The 18,089-nt window shown below is 59.7% G+C and carries 17 protein-coding genes; 11 read left to right on the plus strand and 6 right to left on the minus strand.

Annotation, left to right across the window (positions count from 1 at the left end):
* Positions 1-126 precede the first annotated feature (126 nt).
* The 8 genes from ACMGF7_RS15720 to araD all read left to right on the plus strand — a co-directional run bounded on the left by ACMGF7_RS15720 (position 127) and on the right by araD (position 9,055).
* Positions 127-1,080, plus strand: coding sequence for a LysR substrate-binding domain-containing protein (locus ACMGF7_RS15720; protein ID WP_197763374.1), 954 nt, complete (start codon positions 127-129; stop codon positions 1,078-1,080).
* Between the two features lie 284 nt (positions 1,081-1,364).
* Positions 1,365-2,432: a zinc-binding dehydrogenase gene (locus ACMGF7_RS15725; RefSeq protein WP_197763376.1), complete on the plus strand. Its 1,068-nt coding sequence runs from the start codon at positions 1,365-1,367 to the stop codon at positions 2,430-2,432.
* Between the two features lie 137 nt (positions 2,433-2,569).
* Positions 2,570-3,487 carry an ABC transporter substrate-binding protein gene (locus tag ACMGF7_RS15730; protein ID WP_164095490.1) on the plus strand — a complete coding sequence of 306 codons (918 nt, stop codon included), beginning with the start codon at positions 2,570-2,572 and terminating at the stop codon, positions 3,485-3,487.
* Positions 3,488-3,540: 53 nt separating this feature from the next.
* Entirely contained in the window at positions 3,541-5,031 is a 1,491-nt protein-coding gene (locus ACMGF7_RS15735) for a sugar ABC transporter ATP-binding protein (protein WP_015378501.1), read from the plus strand.
* Entirely contained in the window at positions 5,028-6,017 is a 990-nt protein-coding gene (locus tag ACMGF7_RS15740) for an ABC transporter permease (RefSeq protein WP_004935592.1), read from the plus strand. The genes ACMGF7_RS15735 and ACMGF7_RS15740 overlap by 4 nt, the downstream gene beginning before the upstream one ends.
* 8 nt (positions 6,018-6,025) lie before the next feature.
* Entirely contained in the window at positions 6,026-7,513 is a 1,488-nt protein-coding gene (locus ACMGF7_RS15745) for an FGGY-family carbohydrate kinase (RefSeq protein WP_273890015.1), read from the plus strand.
* Positions 7,500-8,369: an L-ribulose-5-phosphate 3-epimerase gene (locus tag ACMGF7_RS15750; protein ID WP_273890014.1), complete on the plus strand. Its 870-nt coding sequence runs from the start codon at positions 7,500-7,502 to the stop codon at positions 8,367-8,369. Before ACMGF7_RS15745 ends, ACMGF7_RS15750 begins: the two co-directional genes overlap by 14 nt.
* Positions 8,363-9,055, plus strand: a complete 693-nt coding sequence (araD, locus tag ACMGF7_RS15755) for an L-ribulose-5-phosphate 4-epimerase (RefSeq protein ID WP_420286508.1) — start codon at positions 8,363-8,365, stop codon at positions 9,053-9,055. Before ACMGF7_RS15750 ends, araD begins: the two co-directional genes overlap by 7 nt.
* Positions 9,056-9,061: 6 nt before the next feature.
* On the opposite strand, the gene ACMGF7_RS15760 is transcribed toward araD, so the two are convergent.
* Positions 9,062-10,066, minus strand: coding sequence for a LacI family DNA-binding transcriptional regulator (locus ACMGF7_RS15760; RefSeq protein WP_004935582.1), 1,005 nt, complete (start codon positions 10,064-10,066; stop codon positions 9,062-9,064).
* 612 nt (positions 10,067-10,678) lie between these two features.
* Between ACMGF7_RS15760 and ACMGF7_RS15765 the strand changes: the two genes are divergently transcribed.
* Positions 10,679-11,266 (plus strand): hypothetical protein, encoded by a 588-nt coding sequence (locus ACMGF7_RS15765; RefSeq protein WP_239504330.1) that lies wholly within the window; start codon positions 10,679-10,681, stop codon positions 11,264-11,266.
* A gap of 16 nt (positions 11,267-11,282) precedes the next feature.
* A complete protein-coding gene (locus ACMGF7_RS15770) occupies positions 11,283-11,468 on the plus strand; it encodes a hypothetical protein (RefSeq protein WP_126191958.1) in 186 nt (61 codons plus the stop codon).
* Between the two features lie 27 nt (positions 11,469-11,495).
* Here ACMGF7_RS15770 and ACMGF7_RS15775 read toward each other — a convergent pair whose 3' ends face one another.
* A complete protein-coding gene (locus tag ACMGF7_RS15775) occupies positions 11,496-12,389 on the minus strand; it encodes a LysR family transcriptional regulator (RefSeq protein WP_126191959.1) in 894 nt (297 codons plus the stop codon).
* Positions 12,390-12,496: 107 nt separating this feature from the next.
* Between ACMGF7_RS15775 and ACMGF7_RS15780 the strand changes: the two genes are divergently transcribed.
* Positions 12,497-13,804, plus strand: coding sequence for a serine hydrolase domain-containing protein (locus tag ACMGF7_RS15780; protein ID WP_197763378.1), 1,308 nt, complete (start codon positions 12,497-12,499; stop codon positions 13,802-13,804).
* Positions 13,805-13,897: 93 nt separating this feature from the next.
* On the opposite strand, the gene ACMGF7_RS15785 is transcribed toward ACMGF7_RS15780, so the two are convergent.
* The 4 genes from ACMGF7_RS15785 to lptF all read right to left on the minus strand — a co-directional run bounded on the left by ACMGF7_RS15785 (position 13,898) and on the right by lptF (position 18,078).
* Positions 13,898-14,671, minus strand: a complete 774-nt coding sequence (locus ACMGF7_RS15785; protein ID WP_197763380.1) for an ankyrin repeat domain-containing protein — start codon at positions 14,669-14,671, stop codon at positions 13,898-13,900.
* A gap of 408 nt (positions 14,672-15,079) precedes the next feature.
* The gene (locus ACMGF7_RS15790; RefSeq protein WP_049242484.1) at positions 15,080-15,829 is read right to left on the minus strand and encodes a glycosyltransferase family 2 protein; all 750 of its coding nucleotides are present in this window, start codon (positions 15,827-15,829) and stop codon (positions 15,080-15,082) included.
* 102 nt (positions 15,830-15,931) lie between these two features.
* Positions 15,932-17,011 carry an LPS export ABC transporter permease LptG gene (lptG, locus tag ACMGF7_RS15795; protein WP_197763382.1) on the minus strand — a complete coding sequence of 360 codons (1,080 nt, stop codon included), beginning with the start codon at positions 17,009-17,011 and terminating at the stop codon, positions 15,932-15,934.
* Positions 17,008-18,078: an LPS export ABC transporter permease LptF gene (gene lptF / locus ACMGF7_RS15800; protein ID WP_049242479.1), complete on the minus strand. Its 1,071-nt coding sequence runs from the start codon at positions 18,076-18,078 to the stop codon at positions 17,008-17,010. Before lptF ends, lptG begins: the two co-directional genes overlap by 4 nt.
* Positions 18,079-18,089 lie beyond the last annotated feature (11 nt).

Raw genomic sequence — 18,089 nt, forward strand, 5'->3', positions numbered from 1 at the left:
AAAGGGTCCCGGCCAGTGGGCGGGGAACGGGGCAGAGGGGATAGGCATCGAGACTAGCAAACTCCGTTTTTGCCGGGTAGCCGCCGTTCGGTTATGCTGACAACCTATGATTGTCAGGAGGTGGACATGAAACTGCACCAACTGCAGGCGCTGGTGGCCAGCGCCGACAGCGGCAGCATTCGCGCGGCGGCGCGGCATCTGGGGCTGTCGCAGGCGGCGGTGACCCGCGCACTGCGCGAACTGGAGCAAGAACAGGCGCTGCCGCTGCTGATCCGCACGCCGACCGGGCTGGGTTTTACCCCCTACGGCAAAACCCTGCTGGCGCACGCCCGGCTGGTGCTGAACCAGTTGGAGCAGGCGCAGGGCGAAATGGCGGCGCTGCGCGGGAGTGCGGCGGATCTGGTCAAGGCGGCGATCACTCCCTGGCTGATGCTGACGGTGCTGCCGCCGGCGGTGATGGCGTTTCGCAGCAAGGTGCCGACGGTGCGGCTGGAACTGTCGGAAAGCCTGATGGCCAACGCCCAGTCGCAGCTCCGCGAGGGCACGATGGATTTCGCCATCACGCCGCTGCCGGCGTCGTCGGCGCCGCAGGAGTTTCACTGCGAGCCGCTGCTTGAGTATGAAACGGCGTACATGGTGCGGCGCGGCCACCCGCTGGCGCACAGCACCTCGCTGCATCAGCTGCTGGAGCAGGATTGGGTGATGAGCTATACCCAGGAAAGTTTCGATGCGCTGCTCGACGAGGTGTTCCACCGCCACGGCGCGCGCCTGCCGCGCCAGCGCATTATCCAGGCGCATTCGTTCGGCATGCTGCAGGCGCTGGTGGAGTCCGCCGAGATGTGCACCTGGTGCCCGCGGCCGATCGCCGCGCTGCCGCAATTCGCCTCTCGCCTGCAGCCGCTGGCGCTGCGCGAGAGCTGCCAACCGGCGCAGCTGAATATCGTCACCCGGCGCAACAGCATTCTGAGCGCCGCCGCCCATGCGTTTATCGACACGCTGGTGCGCACCCTGCGCCAGCAGGCGCGATCGTCGCGGCCGGAAGATCGTCAGATCTACGATCGCGTGCGCCTGCTGATTTAGCGGATCTGCCCGGATCGGCGATCCCGTAAATGGGATCGCGATCCGCATTTGTAGCATTTTTAGCCGCAATGTTAACGAACTGTGATTTTGCTCAAATAATTATTTTTGCAGCTTTGGTTATATGTCGCTCTATGTTCACGTTGTCATTTTTAGTTATCGGGATATGTAATGGTTAATTTGTTGAAATCTATAATTTTATAACTCAGTTTGTTTTTTGTTTGATAAAAATGACAACGTCAACATTTATAATTTTCAAGCGTTTAACGAGAATATTGGAGGGATAGATGAGCCAGTTGCCGGAAAAAATGCGCGCGGTCGTTTGCCACGGCCCGCAGGACTACCGTTTCGAACAGGTGCCCACGCCGCTGCCGAAGGCGCGCGAGCTGGTGATCAAGGTGGAAGGCTGCGGCATCTGCGCAGGCGACTGCAAGTGCAAGAACGGCGCGCAGATGTTTTGGGGGGAGACCCCGTGGGTCAAACCGCCGGTGGTGCCGGGGCACGAGTTCTACGGCCGCATCGCCGCGCTGGGCGAGGGCACGGAAGGCAAATACCGGATCGGTGAGCGGGTGATCGCCGAGCAGATCGTGCCGTGCTGGGAGTGCCGTTACTGCAAATCCGGCAGTTACTGGATGTGTGAGACGCATAACATTTACGGCTTCCAGAAAGACGTGGCGGAGGGCGGCATGGCGGAATACATGCGCTTTTCCGAGAACGCCATCGTGCACAAGATCCCGGAAAGCCTGAGCCATGAAGACGCGGTATTGATCGAGCCGATGGCCTGCGCCATTCACACCGTGGCGCGTGGCGACATTCAGCTGGACGACGTGGTGGTGCTGGCCGGCGCCGGGCCGCTCGGGCTGTGCATGGTGCAGGTGGCGCGGCTGAAAACGCCGAAGAAACTGATCGTGATCGACGCCATCGACGAGCGGCTGGCGCTGGCGAAGGAATTTGGCGCCGACGTGGTGATCAACCCGCTGAAGGAAGACGCCGACCAGATCGTCAAATCGCTGACCGGCGGCTACGGCTGCGACGTCTATATCGAGGCCACCGGCGCGCCGATCGGCGTCACTCAGGGGCTGCAGATGATCCGCAAGCTGGGCCGCTTCGTGGAGTTCAGCGTGTTCGGCAAGGAAACCACCGTCGACTGGTCGATCATCGGCGATCGCAAGGAACTGGACATTCGCGGCGCGCACCTGGCGCCCTACAGCTATGAGATCGCCATCGATCTGTTCGAGCGCGGGCTGGTGACCTCAAGCGGCGTGGTGACCCACAGCTATTCATTGAATGACTGGGACGAAGCCTTCGCCCTGGCGGACTCGACCGACTCCATCAAGGTGATCCTGGTTCCCTGACCCTCCCGCCGTACCGCTGTTGCAGTCACGATCGCCGGCCCGCTCCGCAATGGAGGGGCCGGCCGGTCGGCCAAACGTAAAGACATGCTGTTGCTCTGATAACCACAACAAGAAGCTTCCCTACAGGAGAATTGGCTATGTTTTCATTATTCAAAAAGACCCTGCCTTTTATCGTCGCCGGTGGAATGTTGGCGGCCAGCCATGGGGCGCTGGCCAAGCAAATCACTATCGGTATGTCGTTCCAGGAAATGAACAACGACTACTTCGTCACCATGAAGCAGGCGCTGGATCAGGCGGCGGCGGATATCGGCGCCAAGGTGTACGTGGCCGATGCGCGCCATGACGTCGCCAAGCAGATCGGCGACGTGGAGGACATGCTGCAGAAGAAGGTGGATATCCTGCTGATCAACCCAACCGATTCGGTGGGGGTGCAGTCGGCGGTGATCTCCGCCCATAAGGCCGGCGCGGTGGTGGTGGCGATCGACGCGCAGGCCGAAGGGCCGCTGGACTCGTTCGTCGGCTCGGAAAACTACGACGCCGGCTTCCAGGCGGGCGAATACCTGGCGAAAGCGCTGGGCGGCAAAGGCAAGGTGGCGATCCTCGACGGCATCCCGGTGGTGCCGATCCTGGAGCGCGTGCGCGGCTTTGAAGCGGCGATGAAGAAATACCCCGACATCAAGATCGTCACCAAACAAAACGGCAAGCAGGAGCGCGACACCGCGCTGACCGTCACCGAAAACATGCTGCAGTCGGCGCCGGATCTGGCGGGCATCTTCAGCGTCAACGACGTCGGCGCGCTCGGCGCCCTGGCGGCGATTGAAAGCAACGGCGCCAGGGTCAAGCTGGTGAGCGTCGACGGCCAGCCGGAAGCCATCAAAGAGATCCTCAAGCCGAATTCGCCGTTTATCGCCACCTCGGCGCAGTTCCCGCGCGACCAGCTGCGCATCGCGCTCGGCATTGCGCTGGCCCGCTACTGGGGCGCCACGGTGCCGAAAACCGTGCCGGTCAAAGTGAAGCTGATCGACCGCAGCAATGCGGCCGGCTTTAGCTGGTAACAGCGGCAGGTTCGCCCCGCTGCGGCGGGGCGTTCGGCGCGGAGGGCAATGCGGTGACACCTTTACTGGAACTGAAGCGAATAAAAAAGAGCTTTCCCGGCGTGAAGGCGCTGGACGGCATCGATCTGGCCATTCAACGCGGCGAGGTGCACGCCCTGCTGGGCGAAAACGGCGCCGGCAAATCGACGCTGGTGAAAATCATGTGCGGCATCCATCAGCCGGACGAGGGCGACATTTTTATCGACGGCGAGCAGCGCCGCTTTAACAACTATCGCCAGGCGATCGAGGCTGGGGTCGGCATTATTTTTCAGGAATTCTCGTTGATTCCCTACATGAGCGCCATCGACAACATCTTCCTCAACCGGGAGATCAGGAACCGCTGGGGCCTGCTGGATCGGCGGGCGATGCGGCGCAAGGCCGAGGCGATCTTCAAGCGGCTGACGGTGGCTATCGATCTCGATTGCCCGGTGGAGCAGCTGAGCGTGGCGCAGCAGCAGTTCGTTGAGATCGCCAAGGCGCTGTCGCTGGAGGCGCGGGTGCTGGTGCTGGACGAACCGACCGCCACGCTGACGCCGGGCGAGGCCGAACACCTGTTCAGCGTGATGAACGATCTGCGGCTGCTGGGCGTTGGCATGGTGTTTATCTCGCACCATTTGGACGAGATCTTCACCATCTGCGATCGCATCACCGTGCTGCGCGACGGCGCCTACATCGAAACGCTGGCCACCGGCGACACCAACGTGGAAGAGCTGGTGCGGCTGATGGTCGGGCGCAAAATCGAGAACGCCTTCCCGGTGAAACAGCATCCGGTTGATACCGAGACGGTGCTGCTGGAGGCGGAGATCCAGCGCGAGAAGCACGGCGCGACGGATCGTTTTCGGCTGCACAAGGGCGAGATCCTCGGCTTCGCCGGGCTGGTGGGCTCCGGGCGCACCGAGACCGTCTCGGCGCTGATCGGCGCCAGCCGCTGCCACCGCAAACGCGTCAGCCTCGGCGGCCAACCGGCGGCGCTGCGCTCCCCGGCGCAGGCGCTGGCGCAGGGCATCGGCCTGCTGCCGGAGAGCCGCAAAACCGAGGGCCTGGTGCTGCCGTTTTCGGTGGCGCAGAACATCACCCTCAACCGGCACCACCGGCGCGGCAAGATCTTCGTCAGCGCCCGCAAGGATCGCGACGTGGTGCAGCGGCTGATCCGCGCCGTGGGGGTGAAAACCCCGGACGCCGAGACCGCCGTCAGCACCCTGAGCGGCGGCAACCAGCAGAAAGTGGTGATCGCCCGCTGGCTCAACAACGACTGCAACATCCTGATCTTCGACGAGCCGACGCGCGGCATCGACGTGGGCGCCAAGGCCGAGATCTACCAGCTGATGCAGCAACTGACCCAGCAGGGCATCTCCATCATCATGATTTCCTCCGAACTGCCGGAGATCATCGGCGTGTGCGACCGCGTGCTGGTGTTTCGCGGCGGCCACATCGTCGCCGAGCTGACCGGCGACGACATCGAATCCAACCACATCATGCTTCACGCGACCGGGAGTGCCTTATGATCGGAATTGAACAACCCGCCGTGGCGCGCCGCGCCGCCGGCCCCAGCCTCGGCAAGCGCTGGGAAAAACTGCTGCATCACCCGGCGGTTTTGCCGTTTATCGGCTTCGCTGTCCTGTTCGTGCTGATGAGCCTGCTGAACGACAGCTTCCTCAGCGTCAACAACCTGACCAACGTGGCGCGCCAGGTGTCGATCAACGCCATCATCGCGGTGGGCATGACCTGCGCCATCCTGACCGGCGGCATCGATCTCTCGGTGGGGCCGGTGATGGCGCTGGCCGGCTCGGTCGCCGCCGGGCTGATGCTGGCGGCGGTGCCGATCCCGCTGGCGATGGTGGCGGCGCTGGCGCTCGGCGCGCTGTTCGGCCTGGCCAACGGCGCCTGCATCGCCTACCTGCGCATGCCGCCGATCATCGTCACCCTGGCGTCGATGGGCATCGCCCGCGGCCTGGCGCTGCTCTATACCGGCGGCTACCCGATCTCCGGCCTGCCCGACGTCTTCTCCTTCTTCGGCCGCGGCACGGTGCTGGGCATCCAGGTGCCGATCCTGATCATGCTCGGCGTGTATGTGCTGGCCTGGCTGATGCTCAACCAGCTGCCGTTCGGCCGCTACGTTTATGCGATGGGCGGCAACGAAGAGGCGGCGCGCCTGAGCGGCATCCGCGTGCCGCGCTACAAGATGCTGGTCTACGTGATCAGCGGCCTGACCGCCGCGCTGGCCGGGCTGGTGCTGACCTCGCGCCTGATGAGCGGGCAGCCCAACGCCGGCGAAGGCTTCGAGCTGGACGCCATCGCCGCCGTAGTGCTGGGCGGGGCGGCGATCTCCGGCGGGCGCGGCGCCATCGTCGGCACGCTGGTGGGGGCGATGATGCTCGGGGTGCTCAACAACGGCCTCAATCTGATGAACGTGTCGCCGTATATCCAGAACGTGGTGAAGGGCGGCATCATCCTGGCCGCCATCTACCTCAGCTCCGTGCGGCGTAAATAGGAGGCGCGATGTCAGTCTTTCTTGGCATAGACGTCGGCGGCACGGTGATCAAGGCCGGGCTGTACCGGGCAAGCGGCGAAGAGCTGGCGATCGCCGAGCGCGACGGCGCGGCGATTGCCGCCCAGCCGGGCTTCAGCGAACGCAATATGGACGCGCTGTGGGATGACGTTTGCACGGCGATCCGCCAGACGCTGCACGCGGCGGGGCTGGAGGCCGGGCAGGTACGCGGCGTCAGCTTTTCGGCGCACGGCAAAGGGCTGTACGCCATCGATCGCCACGGCAAACCGGTCGGCAACGGCATCCTCTCTTCGGACAACCGCGCGGCGGCCATGGCGGCTGAGCTGCGCCGCGCCGGGGTGGACGCGCAGACCTACCCGCGCAGCCTGCAGCCGCTGTGGCCCAGCCACCCGGCGCTGCTGCTGCGCTGGCTGAAGCAGCGGCAACCGGCGCAGTACGCCGCCGTCGATCGCATCCTGATGGCGCACGACTACCTGCGCTTTCGCCTCACCGGCGAGGCGGCGGCCGAGGTGACCAACATCTCCGGCAGCAACCTGTTTAACCAGCGCAGCGGCGCTTACGATCCGGCGCTGATGGCGGCCTTCGGCATCGAAGAGGCGCAGGAGAAGACCGCGCCGGTGATCGGCTCGGCGCAGCTGGCCGGGCGGGTGACGGCCGCTGCGGCGGCGCAGTGCGGCCTGCGAGCGGGCACCGCGGTGTACGGCGGACTGTTCGACGTGGTGGGCGCGGCGCTCAGCTCCGGCGTGGCCGACGATCGCACGCTCAGCGCGGTGGCGGGCACCTGGTCGATCGCCACCTGCGTGACCGATCGCATCATTCCCGCCGATTACCCCTACGCCTGGGGGCGCTACTGCATCGACGGCCGCTATTTCGTGCACGAAGGCAGCCCGACCTCGGCCGGCAACCTGGCCTGGTTCCTGCGCCAGTTCTGCGCCGACGACCGGCAGCGCTACGCCCAGTTCAACGCCTGGGTGGCCGAGCGCCGCGAGCAGCCCAGCGGGCTGCTGTTCCTGCCGTATCTGTACGGCTCCAACCTCGGCGGCAACACGCCGGGCGGCCTGATCGGCCTGAGCGCCCACCACGAGATGGCGGACGTGGTGCAGGCGATCTACCAGGGCATCGTGTTCTCGCACCTGATCCATCAGGAGCGCATGGTGCAGCTGAACCCGCGCATCGAGCGGGTGCGCATGACCGGCGGGCCGACGCAGTCCGAGGTGTGGATGCAGATGTACGCCGACGCCGGCAACCTGCCGCTTGAGGTGGTGGAAACGCGCCAGAGCGGCTGCCGCGCCGCCGCCCTGTGCGCCGCCGTCGGCGCCGGGGAGTACGCCGGGTTCGCCGAAGCGATCGCCGCCGCGCCGCCCAAGCTGCGCTGTTATTATCCCGCGACCGCCGCCCATCGGCGCCTGCGCGCCCAGCAGGCGCGCTATCTGGCGGTCGCTCAGGCTTTGAGTGAGGTGACTGATGCAAACGACTAACGCCGCCTGTCTGGGGCTGTATGAAAAGGCGCTGCCCGCCGATCTGAGCTGGCCGCAGCGGCTGGCCACCGCCGCCGAGCTGGGCTTTGAATTTGTGGAGATGTCGATAGACGAACAGCCGGCGCGCCAGCAGCGGCTGGATTGGGATCGCCGCCAGCGGCTGGCGTTTATCCAGGCGCGGCTCGACAGCGGGGTGACGGTGCCGAGCCTGTGCCTGTCGGCGCACCGGCGCGATCCGTTCGGCAGCCACGATGCCGCCACCCGCGAACGGGCGCGGGGGCTGATGAGCAAGGCGCTGGAACTGGCGACGGATCTCGGCATCCGCAACATCCAGCTGGCGGGCTACGACGTCTATTACGAACCCGCCGATCGCCACAGCCGCGAGCGCTTTATCGAGGGCATGCAGTGGGCGGCGGCGCAGGCCGCCAGGGCGCAGGTGATGCTGTCGGTGGAGGTGATGGATACGCCGTTCATCAACAGCATCAGCAAATGGCGCGACATCGCCCGCCACGTCAACAGCCCGTGGTTCACGGTGTATCCCGATCTCGGCAACCTCAGCGCCTGGGGCAACGACGTCGCCGCCGAGCTGGCGCTGGGCATCGGCAGCATTACCGCCATACACCTCAAAGACACCGTGGCGGTGGGGCCGGGCAGCGCCGGGCAGTTCCGCGACGTGCCGTTCGGCGAAGGCTGCGTGGATTTCGCCCACGCTTTTTCCGTGCTCAACGCGCTCGGCTATCGCGGCCCCTACCTGCTGGAGATGTGGGCGCGCGAAGACGGGCAGGATAAGCAACGCATCGCCCAGGCCAAGGCCTGGCTCGAACAACAAATGAATGATGGAGGCATCGCATGCTGAACGAACTCAAGCGGCAGGTGCTGGCCGCCAACCTCAGCCTGCCGGCATACGGGCTGGTGACCTTTACCTGGGGCAACGTCTCGGCGATCGATCGCCAAAGCGGGCTGGTGGTGATCAAGCCTTCGGGCATCGCCTACGAGGCGATGACGCTGGAGGATTTGGTGGTGGTGGATCTGGAGGGCAAGGTGCGCGAAGGGCATCGCAAACCCTCATCCGACACCGCCACCCACCTGGCGCTGTACCGCGCCTTCGCCGACATCGGCGGCGTGGTGCACACCCACAGCCGCAACGCCACCATCTGGGCGCAGGCCGGGCAGCCGATCCCGGCACTGGGCACCACCCACGCCGACTACTTTTACGGCGACATTCCCTGCACCCGGCCGATGAGCGAGGCGGAGATCGCCAGGGATTACGAGGGGGAGACCGGCAAGGTGATCATCGAGACCTTCAGTCAGGCGGGGCGCGATCCGCAGCAGGTGCCGGGGGTGCTGGTATACTCCCACGGCCCGTTCGCCTGGGGCAAGGACGCGGCGGATGCGGTGCACAACGCGGTGGTGCTGGAGGAGGTGGCGATCATGGCGATGGCGACGCGCCAGCTGGCGCCGGCCATCGCCCCGATGCAGCCGGAGCTATTGGACAAACATTTCCTGCGCAAGCACGGCAAACACGCCTACTACGGGCAATAGCGCCCGTCAGCGATTCAACAGCGAGCCGGTGAAGAACTCTCTGCGCACCGGCAGCTCGCCGCGCGGGCTGTTAATGGCGCTGAACAGCAGCTCCGCGGCGATCTCCCCCAGTTTCTGCGTATCGTGATACACCCCCGGAATGTGCAGGCCGTAAGCGCCGGCGCGCGGCGGTTCGTCTATTGAGAAGAATTTCACCTGCTGATAAAGCCCCATCTCGTGGCAGATGGCGATGGCGCCCAGCGTGATGATGCCGTTCAGGCCGATGATGTAATCCGGGCGGTTCTCCGGCTGCGCCAGATAGGCGCGCACCTCGCTTTCCTGCGAGGTGAAATCGTAGTCGCCGTTGATGATATGAATCTCACGGCCGCTGCCCTGCAAGGCCGCGACGATGCCGGCGGTACGCGTTAGCGTAATTTCCGAATCCGCCGGGCCGCCGATAATCAGCAGCTTCTGCTCCGGCTGCTCCGCCAGATAGCGCCCGGCCAGCACGCCGATCTCGCGGTTATCGAGGAACACGCCGCTCAGCTGCTGATCGTAGAGATCGCGGTCGATCAGGATCAGCGGCACGCCGTACACCTCGGCCAGCTCGAGATAGGCGGGGCGGTAGCGCTTGTCGTCGCGCACCGCCGAGAGCAGGATGCCGCGCGCCTTGTAGCCGAACAGCGCCTGAATGGCGCGCATTTCCGCCTCTTCGCTGCCGTCGGTGTCGAACAGCATGATCTGGTAGCCCTGCTGGCGCGCAATGCGCGACACGGTCTTGATCAGGCCGGAATAGAACGGGTTGTACATGCTGCTGGTAACGATGCCGATAATCTGGCTGCTGCTGCTTTTCAGCCCCTGCGCGAACGCGTTGGGCACATAGTTCAGCTCTTTGGCGATGGCGTGAATGCGCTCGCGGGTTTCCGGCTTGACCAGCTCGGGCTTATTGAAGGCGCGGGAAACGGTGATATTGGTCACCCTGGCGCGGCGGGCGATATCCACGATAGTGGCATTGGGATTGGCTTTCGACACCGTCTTTCCTTGCGTTATGCCTCAACAGATCCCTTATTGTAGGGAAAGGGCGAGGGCGGTGCTAGGGGGAATGGGGGGGATGGTTGGGTGTTTTGAAGTGGGAAAGGGAAAACAACGAAATGAAATTAATAATTTCATTTATTTATTAATTATGAATTGAATCATTTTATGTGGCTATATTTTGTTGGCGGGGAGCTTGGTAAGGTGTGTTTTATGGTCGGAGCTAGGTGTCAATGGCTGCTTTGTGCCAACAGCGGAAGTTGGAGTGCCAGAGCCTCTCTAAAAGTCGATGGTTCTTTTTGCAGGGATACTTACAATATTTTCTCAAAAATTACAATGTATTATTTAAAAAATCCTTTTGCATATCAAGTCCTGATGCAACTTATATTTTTTGTAATAGTTTGATATGGTTATTGCATGTGCCTAATCTAAGCATCCTTGGTAGCCAAAGTGATTTTAAATGACATCCTTAAAATATCTGAATCAATTACATCTCCGTTCCACTACATATTCAAGAGGAAACTCTCTCATTATTTATATCAAAAAAATATTATTGGGATTCTAACCAGTATTAATGATATAAAACTACGAGAACGTTATAGACCGCTCGATTTGATTGATGCCAGAGAGTTTAGAGGGGTAATAAATTCACTTTTCCAACCTGGTGACTATCACTTTTCTACAATGGATATCGCTGTTGCAATTAATATTGCAATAGCGCATTATTGCGACAATGAATTTAACAAACATAGCCATGAAATTATTGATTTCTCATATCACTTATCAAGTGAAATAAAAGAGTCAATAATTAAGAGCAAAGTAATGCGAGATGGTCTAATTGATTATGGGAAAAACATTAACCTAATTGATGTAAATTCAGAGCGGACAGCAATTGAAGATCTATTCAAAAACAAGAAGGATTTATTTAAGCATTACTTCTCAACATTTAACAACACTAACTTTAATCATAGCATTAGAATCTGGCATCAAAGTAATGATAATGCTTGGGTCGATTGGGCCGAAAAAAACTCTATAAGCATAAACATCAATCCATACAAAATTCGTGAGGGTTTCTTTTTAGTCGGTTTCGATTATTTTGATATTACAAATAATGAAAGTTTGCATGTTGCCAGCAACAAAGATGGATATGAATATTTTAATAAACACTTGGAAAATAGTTCATATGTATGGATGCGGTAGGAAAGATAAAAAGTAAATGCAAAAAAACGGGCAAATGATCATTAGCAAGAATGAAATGCCGCCTATCAAAGCAACAAACCAGCTCCAACAGCGCTGGAGCGATGGTGGTGAGGGGCGCTCATTGGACAAAAACAGCAATCCCCGCTTAAGAGCGAACGGACCAACAACGCAGGCGATGCTCCCCACGATCGGCTACCTATAACAACACCGCAAATCTAACAGCGACGCTTCATTCCCCAACCCCCCGCCACAACCCCGGCAACAACCCCAGCGTCTCATCAATCAGCGCTCGTCGGTCATTGCCCGGTTTCCAGATGGTCACCATGGTTTGGCTGATCCCCTGGCTGCCGACTTCGGTGCGCAGCGTGTTGACGTTTTTCCACTGCTCGGCATGCATATGCGTCGGCAAGAATCCCCAGCCGCAGCCCTGTTCGAGCAGGGCGCGCAGCATCTCCAGCTCGTTAGTAAATATTGTATGCCCGGAAATTTGCAGGCGGCGCGCCACGGGTTCGTCAGAATCCGGGTGCATAATTACCTGCGGAGTCAGGGAGAGTTCCAGCAGCGAAAGCGGCTGTTCCGCGCCGGGGAAAAGCGCTTTGGCGGCGTAAAAATCCATCTCTATCGCCCCTAAGGCGCGCCACTCCATGGCGTCGCCTACGCTGCGGTTGCGCGCCTGGCAGATGCCCAGATCGGCCTGGCCGCTTGCCAGCAGGCTTTCAGCTTCGTCGCGCGAGGCGTTAATCAGGCTCAGGCGCGTGTTGCGTTGGGCCATGGCGGCAATCAGCGCTTGCAGCAATGCACGGGGCGTGAAGGGATCGTAGACCAGCGAGATTTCCTGCGCCGTGCTCTTCGGCACGTCTTTGGCAAACGCCTCAAACGCTTTCACTTGGCGCATAAGCAGGTGCGCCTGGCGCTGCAGCTGTTCGCCCTCCGGCGTTAGGTGCAGGCTGCGCCCCTCGCGCAGGAACAGCGCATAGCCCAAGCCATCCTCGAGAAAATCAATCAAATCGCGCAGCGTCGTGCGGTCTTTGCCCAGCTTGAGCGCGGCTTTCGCCAGGCTGCCGTGCTCGGCCACGGCGGTGAAGGCTTCCAGTTGGGCAAAGGAATAAATCAGGCTTGGCACGCGGCTCTCCCGTCGATTTTGCGGGGGATTTTCCCCCATCAGGCGTTTTTTATTATAGGCCGCGTTTTTTTAAGCTGAACGCCTTCATGAGCTAAGCGAGAAAAAATATGAAAAGCAAAGTGTTTAACCGCAGCCTGCTGGCGGGCGTTGTCATCAGTCTCTGCAGCGGCCTGTTGGCGCCCGCTGCGCTGGCCGCCTGTGCGGGCACCGAACTCAGCGCCTGTCCCGCACCTTTTGATGCGCAACTGCCGGACACGCACAAGATGCTCACCTGGAGCCAGAGCGACCGGGTGATCGGTTTTCGTAACGACTACCGCAACTATGCCGGGGATGTGTTTCATCACGGCAGTGCCACACCGCTGGTGGCTGCCGCTAAACAGCTAACGAATGCCAGCTATCAGGTGAATGGCAAAACCTACAGCCTGCAGGATTATCTTCAGCGCCAGAACGTCAGCGGCATGCTGGTATTGAAAGACGGCAAAATCGCCTGGAAATATCTGGGGCAGGGCAATACCGACGCCACGCTGTGGACGTCGCGCTCGGTGGGCAAATCCGTGGTCGCCACGCTGGTGGGCGTGGCGATTAAACAGGGCAAGATCCGCTCGCTCGACGATCTCATCACGCAATACGAACCCGATCTGAAAGGCACCGCGTGGGACGGTGTGACCCTCAGGCAGCTGATCACTCATACCTCCGGCGTGGCGTGGAATGAGGATTACACCAACCCGAAATCGGACTTCGCGCAGCTGACCGAGTGTGAAGCCAAACCCGGCACCTATGCCTGCGTGCGCAAGCTGGTGGCCGGCCTGCAGCGTGCGCATCCGGCTGGGCAGAACTGGTCTTACTCCTCCGGCGGCGCGTGGCTGCTGGGCGATGTGCTGGAGCGCGCCACCGGCATGCCGCTGGCGACCTATCTGGAACAAAGCATCTGGCAGCCGTACGGCATGGCGAGCGACGGCGTGTGGCATGCCTACGCCAAAGGCCAGCACGACGTGGGCGCGCACGGCTTTAACGCCACGCTGGAAGACTGGGGGCGCTTCGGTGAGTTCATTCTGCATAACGGAACGTTGCCGAACGGCAAACAGATCTTGCCGGAAGATTGGGTAGCCCAGTCGGCCAACTGGACGCGGGCTGCGGGCTCGGTATCGGCGGCGCATCCTAACGGCATCTACGGCTTCCAATGGTGGAACAACGAAGTGCCGGCCAATGCGACTAACGTTGAGCCTGCTCCGCAGACCTCCCTCAAGCATTCTCTGTGGGCGCTGGGGATCTTCGGCCAGATGATCATGGTCAATCAGGCGGAGAATCTGGTGATCGTCCAGTGGTCCACCTGGCCGCAGGCGGAGCCTTCTTTCAGCGCGCAACCGCTGGAGGCATCGCTGATGTTTAGCGCGATAGCGAAGGAATTGCGTTAACCCCGGCAACTATCGACAGAGCGAGCAGGGGCGGTTGCCATTTCGCCCCTGAGCGGCATATTCCATGCCTTCGACGCTGACCTTAAGGGAGTCTCAATTCTCTACAGGTAGAGGAGGCCAGTCTCCACCGTTTTTAATTAGTAACTCTTTTATCTTGTTAATTTTCTCCTTATCCTCGGCATCGCCTACCCCTCTATCTATAAAGCGCTGAAGCTGATTACCCATAGTCCAACCAAACTTACCCTTGATTTTACTATCTGCACCTCTCTCTAACAAAAGAATCGTATGGTCAAATGAATGAGAATCCAGTGAGCTTATTAACAAGGTGTTTCCCAATGAATCTCTTGTGTTTATATCCGCACCATAATCCAACATCACCTTTAAAGTTTCAGTGTTTTTCGCGTCTAATGCTTCGAATATAATTGGCTCGTTATGAACTTTATCTCTAGGATTCGGTGGTAACCCACCATCCAACATTGCTTTTATCCAGACGTCTTTATCGCCCTGCAGGACAAACTCAGCTGGACTGCTTCCCCCTTCCGGTCTGGGCTGCAACGGGTCTGCACCCGCTTTAACCAAATCAGTAATAATCCTCAGTCTTTTTGGCGTGTTTTTATCATAGATTGAGTTTAGCACCGACCAAAACAGCAGGGTCATGTCCGCCTTAACCGGTCGATTCAGTTCTTGCTTACTTATTGAAGGAAGCTTTTCTTTCAGTTTCACTTCATCGCCATCATAAATTAGCTGTGCGACTTCCAGCTGCCGGCCTTCAAAAAAATCCTGTGGCTCATATTCCATGCTTTTGTTGCATCCTTGCACCATGAGGACAGTAAACAGTAGCGCTATTGCCATTATCAATTTGCTCATATTCTCCCCCTGATAGTGGCGACATCCTCGTCTTTCTGATCTTCAATCATCAGGTGAAATAATATCATCGGCGATATACAGCAGTTTCAAACTGGAAAACATAGTGTGTCTCTTCCTTTGCTTGCTGCGTCTTGGCCTGTTCAGGCGGGCGCTCGCACTCCTTGCACTCGATCGAGCCCTGAGGGGGCATGTTATCGAACGGCAGTTAGCGATAGCTAACGGCGCATAGGACACCAAATAAGGGATAATAACGGCTCAGGCCAATTTGTAAAGCCGGCCAACTATTAACCGGAAAGTTCTTGTTTTCTAAAGGCTGCTGTAGGGTGTTAACTTCGCCGCTCAAATCGATAAACCAACGCCAGGATCAGTAGCGGCGGGGAAACGCCCCTGTTTCTGTCCTTAACATTATCAATCTTTGCCATACCAGGATTTAAAATACTTCAGGAAACTGTAGGCTACGGCATAAAACCCAGTGACGGCGCCGACTTTGCCTTCCTTCCATGCGCCGCTCAGGACATACCATTTGAAAAATGCGCCGATCGCGCTAACGACGCCACGAAATATCGAGGGCCTAATGTTTCTGTATTTTACTACCCTTGTCGTATAGCTATTGAGCTTGTTGAATATTTCATGGAGAGAGTAAAAGGTATCGTGCTTAACATTGCCGGGAATGACCGACGTGTGAATATAGCCTTCAGCGGCATCATCTACCGGAGCATCATTGAACCTGACCTGCGTTCTATTGAACAGCCGAACGGGGTAGTCCGGTGAGGAGATGGGATAAATCGTTCTGACTGGCTGTCCGAGAACAAACCAATTCCTTTTGATTCTAAAGGCTTGCTGTGGCGGTGGGTTTTCCTGCGCTTTGAATTTTAAAATGGATGCTATGGTTTCGGCATCAAGGATTTCGTCGCTGTCCAGGCACAACACCCAGTCATGATGAGCTTGAGAAATCGCAAAGTTCATTTGCCGTCCGTGAGTCTCGAAACGATGATAAATAGGGCTTATTCCAAAGCTTTGGCAAATAGACAGCGTTTTATCCGTACTGCCGGAGTCCACCACAATCCACTCATCCGCAATGCCCATGAGTGGAGAAAGCACCTCGTGTAATAAACGAGAGGAGTTAAAAGTCAGTATACAAACAGCTATCTTTGCCATTAACTAACATCCTTAAAAATCGCGAGCAGGTGAGTGCGTGATGTTTTCTCTGGAATGGAAATTGCGATTCTCTTCTTATCCCTTATCAACCTCAGAAAATGCTTAACCCCGCCGGTCAAACCGATAAACCAGCGCCAGCGCCAACGCCAGGAGCAAAAGCGGCGGGGCGAGGGCGGTGAAGGGCGCGTTGAGGGCGAACAGCAACCCCAGGTTGAGAACGATCTGGTAAGCGATGTAGGTCAGCAGCCCGATGATGACGCCAAGCGCTAGCCGGCTGCCCATGCCGGGGGCGCGCGGGGCGGTGAAGGTAAACGGGATGGCCAGCAAAATCATCGCCAGCACCAGCAGGGGCTGGCCGAGTTTTTTCCACAGCGCCAGGCGGTATTCGGTGCTGGGTTGCCCCGAGCCTTGCAGGTAATCGATATAGCGATCCAGCTGTTGGAGCGAGAAACTGCCTGCCGGCAGGGTCAGCTCTTTCAGGCTTGGCACGGCGAACAGTGAGCGCCAGAGCAGGCTGTCTTGTCGCGCAATCGTCTCCTTTCTGCCTTGCCAGCTTTTCTGCATCACGTTGTGCAGCAGCCAGCTGCCGTCGGCGGCGGTGCTGGCGCTGTCGGCGTAAATGTAAGACTCCAGCGCGCGGTTGGCTTGATAACGGAAGATCTCAATGCCGTGGGGCTGGTCGTTCTCATCGACGGTCTTCACTGTCACAAACTCGTTGCCGCGCCGCGCCCACAGCGGGTTAACGGTAACGTCGTTATTATTCGACTGCGCCAGGGCGTTATTCTTCATTTGCAGCGCGCGTTGCTGCAGCGGCGAGGCGGCCCATTCATCGAGGGCGCCGAGCGAGAGGTTCATCAGCAGCCCGGCGGCGAGCATCACCAGCGCGATGCGGAATATCGACATCCCGGCGGAACGGATCGCCGTCAGCTCCAGGTTCTTGGAGAGCTGCCCCAGCCCAACGATGCCGCCGAGCAGCGCGATAAACGGCCCCAGATCGACCAGGCTGCGCGGCAGGGTCATCACGGTCACCAGCAGCGCCTGCTGCCAGCGGTAGCCGCCCGGGGTCACGTCCTCCAGCTCGTTGATCAGCGTAAAGGTGGTGAACAGCGGGATGAGCAGCCCGGCCGCGGCGGCGAAGCCGATGAACACGTTGCGGATCAGATAGCGGCTAAAAATAGTCATCGGGCAGTTTTCCGCAGCAGAGATAGGTCGCGCGCCAGCAGCAGGGCGATGCCGACAGCCATCGCTATCGGCACCAGCCAAACGCCGGGGATCGTCGGCAGAGAGCCGTTGGCCACCAGCGTGCGGCAAATGTTGCCGCCATAGAAAATCACGGTAAACAGAACCGTGAGGGGCAGCAGCGCGGCGTAGCGCCCCTGCCGCGGCTTGATGCGGCTAAAGGGGATCGCCAGCAGCACCATCAGCACGGTGGTCAGCCCGCGGCTCTCGCGCCATTGCAGTTCGGCTGCGTCGCCCGGATCGGCGGAGCGCGCCAGTTCCGCCGGCGAGGCCGACTTGTGCCGGCTCTCGGCGCTGGGCACGAACGGTTTGAGCGCGATGTCGAAGTTGTCGTAGTTCTGCCCGTTGTCGTCGGCGCCCTCACGATCCAGCACATAGGCGGTGCCGGTTTTCAGCCGCACGGCGGGGCTGGCGGGGGAGGCGTCGAGCACCTCCACCGACTGCGCGCGGTACAGGTTGGTGTGATGGCCGCCGCGCACATAAATCAGGGCGTCCGTCAGGTGGTTGGCCGTTTTGTCGACGTGACTGGCGAGGATCATGCGGCCGTTGCCGCTGACGTTGAATTTGTCGGCCTGCAGGTGGCTCACGTCCAGCACCGATTGCGACTGTTGCTGCAGCTGATAAATATTGGCGTACGCCCAGGGCCTGCCATACAGCGACAGCAGCGTGACCGCTATCGCCAGCGGCACGGCGAGTATCAGCACCGCCTTGTACAGCCGCAGCGGGCTGGCGCCGGCGGCCAGCATGGCGGTGATCTCCGCATCGCTGTACATCTGGCTCAGCGCGACCGCCACCGAGACATACAGCGCGACGGGCAATATCATCTCCAGCGCGATCAGCGATTTATAGAAAACCACGTCGGCCACCACCCGCAGCGCCAGCGTGCCGTTGGCGGCGTCGGTCAGGTAGCGCTGAGCGGAGTAGCTGGCGAACATGAAGATCAGAAACCCGGCGATCATCATCACCAGGCGGCGGATCTCAACCGTGATATAGCGTTCAATCAAAGACATGCGTTATCGGT

The organism is Serratia sp. BNK-17, from assembly GCF_048684935.1.
In the GTDB taxonomy this organism is placed as follows: Bacteria; Pseudomonadota; Gammaproteobacteria; order Enterobacterales; family Enterobacteriaceae; genus Serratia; species Serratia nematodiphila.

Bases quoted from the DNA above. Each gene is read 5' to 3' on its own strand.
- ACMGF7_RS15720 (WP_197763374.1), top strand. From the start codon at position 127: ATGAAACTGCACCAACTGCAGGCGCTGGTGGCCAGCGCCGACAGCGGC.
- ACMGF7_RS15725 (WP_197763376.1), top strand. From the start codon at position 1,365: ATGAGCCAGTTGCCGGAAAAAATGCGCGCGGTCGTTTGCCACGGCCCG.
- ACMGF7_RS15730 (WP_164095490.1), top strand. From the start codon at position 2,570: ATGTTTTCATTATTCAAAAAGACCCTGCCTTTTATCGTCGCCGGTGGA.
- ACMGF7_RS15740 (WP_004935592.1), top strand. From the start codon at position 5,028: ATGATCGGAATTGAACAACCCGCCGTGGCGCGCCGCGCCGCCGGCCCC.
- ACMGF7_RS15745 (WP_273890015.1), top strand. From the start codon at position 6,026: ATGTCAGTCTTTCTTGGCATAGACGTCGGCGGCACGGTGATCAAGGCC.
- ACMGF7_RS15750 (WP_273890014.1), top strand. From the start codon at position 7,500: ATGCAAACGACTAACGCCGCCTGTCTGGGGCTGTATGAAAAGGCGCTG.
- araD (WP_420286508.1), top strand. From the start codon at position 8,363: ATGCTGAACGAACTCAAGCGGCAGGTGCTGGCCGCCAACCTCAGCCTG.
- ACMGF7_RS15770 (WP_126191958.1), top strand. From the start codon at position 11,283: ATGCAAAAAAACGGGCAAATGATCATTAGCAAGAATGAAATGCCGCCT.
- ACMGF7_RS15780 (WP_197763378.1), top strand. From the start codon at position 12,497: ATGAAAAGCAAAGTGTTTAACCGCAGCCTGCTGGCGGGCGTTGTCATC.
- ACMGF7_RS15785 (WP_197763380.1), bottom strand. From the start codon at position 14,671: ATGAGCAAATTGATAATGGCAATAGCGCTACTGTTTACTGTCCTCATG.
- ACMGF7_RS15790 (WP_049242484.1), bottom strand. From the start codon at position 15,829: ATGGCAAAGATAGCTGTTTGTATACTGACTTTTAACTCCTCTCGTTTA.
- lptG (WP_197763382.1), bottom strand. From the start codon at position 17,011: ATGACTATTTTTAGCCGCTATCTGATCCGCAACGTGTTCATCGGCTTC.
- lptF (WP_049242479.1), bottom strand. From the start codon at position 18,078: ATGTCTTTGATTGAACGCTATATCACGGTTGAGATCCGCCGCCTGGTG.